The sequence below is a fragment of the Pseudomonas sp. HMWF006 genome (assembly GCF_003061205.1).
GTDB classification, from domain to species: Bacteria; Pseudomonadota; Gammaproteobacteria; order Pseudomonadales; family Pseudomonadaceae; genus Aquipseudomonas; species Aquipseudomonas monsensis.
Genome location: NZ_QAIU01000178.1, coordinates 1 through 2297 on the forward strand (window position 1 = coordinate 1; position 2297 = coordinate 2297).

Sequence of the window (2297 nt, forward strand, 5' to 3'; positions counted from 1 at the left end):
CTCAACCGCCGTGGCGATCTGCGCCAGGGTATCGGTGACGCTCTGCACAGCGCTGGCAATTTCGCCCAAACGTTCACCCAGACCGGTGACCGATTCGGCATCGGTTTGCGCTTGCCCGCACGCGGCTTCCATCAGACTCACCGCTTCATTGACCGTGGCACGCAAGCTGTCAACGGTACCGGCGATCTGCGCGGTGGACGACTGCGTGCGTTGCGACAAACTGCGCACTTCGTCGGCGACTACGGCAAACCCGCGACCCTGTTCACCGGCACGCGCGGCTTCGATGGCGGCGTTGAGCGCGAGCAGATTGGTCTGTTCGGCAACACCGCGAATGGTGTCGACCACCAGTTGAATCTGCTGACCTTGCTCGCTAACCCGGCCCAGCGCTGCGGCAGTGTCGTTCAAGCGTTGATTGAGTTGCTGAATGCTTGCCGTGGTGCGCTGGCTGTCACGGCTGCTGTCGGTGGCAATGCGCCGGGTGTGCTGAGCGCTGCCGGAGGCCTGTTCGCAACTTTGCGCCACGCCTTGCGAGGTGGCGGCCAATTGCGTCGCAGCGGCGGCGATCTGGCTGATCTGCAATTGCTGCGCTTCGACTTCGCTGAGGGCGCCGCTGGAGTGTTCGTTGAGGCTGCGCACCGCGTTGCTCAGTTGCGAGGTCTCGTGATCGACACCGAGCATGCTGCTGCGCAACTGCACCACGGCCACGTTGAGCGCAGTGCTGATCGCCGCCAGCTCATCGCGACCGACCACGGGCACTTGCAGGCTCAGGTTGCCATCGCGCAGGGCTTCGGCGAGCAGGGTGATGCCGCTGGCGCTGCGGCGGATCGAGGCTTGCAGGCAGATAAACAGGTACAACGCTGCGAGCAGCAGGCAGCCAAAGATCACCGCGACCATGATGAATTGGCGAATCGCCGAGCTGTGGTAGGCGTCAAGCCGTTGATCCAGCGCCACCAGTGATTGCTGGCGCAGGGCGGCGAGGTCGCTCAGCAAGGCGTCGAGGCTGCGTTCGAAGTCGTCCGGCTTGAGGTTGATGCTGCCGCCGAACACGCCGTCATCAAGGACCTTCAAGCCGCTGTCGAGGTGTTTCAGGCTGTCGTCGTATTGGCTGGCCCAGCGTTGCTGATCTTTCGGCAGGCGCGCTTCGAGCAGCGTGGCGGTTTTGACCAGTTGCTCGCGGGCATCGCCGATGCGGCTGCGCAAGTCACGCAATTGCAAACGGCTTTGCAGGGTGAACTGGCCGGAGACTACCGAGGCCTGGCCGACCGCTGCCAGACGTCCGACGCGCTCGATCAGATCCGGCGCGTGCTGCGTGGAGATTTGCGTCAGCAGATAGGTTTCCAGCCACGGCGCGAGGGTCAGGCGGTTATCCATGACAATCTGTTCGCGTAATGCTTGCAGCGCGCTGAGGGCGTTGGTGAATCGGTCGTAGCCGTCCGGCCACCAACCGACACCGCTGAGGCTTTTCGAATCCAACCCGTTCAGTGCGGTTTGCAGCGCCTGATAGCGGGTGAGTGTTTCGCCCTCGGCACCTTCATTTTTCAGTGCAGTGCCCAAATCGGTGGTGGCTTGCAGGACGGCCGGTTGTACCGCATCGAACGCGCCCATGGCGGCGAGGGTGGCCGGCGTCGGTTGGCGATTGGTTTCCGTGGCGCGCCAGCGGGCGGCGCGGTCACGTTGGGCCGCGAGCAGGTTGTCCAGCGCATCGAGCGCGAGCAACTGGCGCACGCCGGCGCGTTCGCCGGAAATCAGATTGAGCTTGTCGCGATAGTCCTGGCCGATCATCAACAGGCTGCCGGCCAACGGCAGAATGAACAGCAGAAACAACAACTGGAATTTACCTGCGAAGCCAAACCGCCCCAGCAATTTGATCCCCGGTGAAAGGAAAGCCTGCATGCCTCATGACTCCTCTGGACACCACGCACCATCGGCGTGCATCGCGGTCGTGCGACGTTGATGGGGTGCCCTGCTAAAAGGCCTCGAAAGTTCACTCTCGCCCGCTCTGTGGGCCGGCTCTGTAGCGAAACTTCCCATTGTCGGTGCCCTTTGTAAGGGCGCCGCGTTCAAGGGGAGAAGCAAGGCAAGATTCAGACCATGGCGTTGCGCTATCACCTTGCAGTCGACGATCAGTCAGTTAGTTAGCTGGCTAAGGGGATGGCGTTCACGCACCGAAAAATGGCACATTGACGCACTTGCCTGCGCGCACCCATCTGCTGTCCGGAATTCCCATGGCTATCAGCAACGTTCAGACCGCCGCTGCCTCAGCGTCCGCTCCTCCCCAAAGCAGCCCGTTAGTGATG

The 2297-nt window shown here is 62.5% G+C and carries 1 protein-coding gene; it reads right to left on the reverse strand.

Annotated features, from left to right (window positions below):
* Positions 1 to 1893, reverse strand: a 1893-nt coding sequence (locus DBR24_RS07045) for a methyl-accepting chemotaxis protein (protein ID WP_146188980.1), incomplete at its 3' end; no start/stop codon positions are given.
* Positions 1894 to 2297 lie beyond the last annotated feature (404 nt).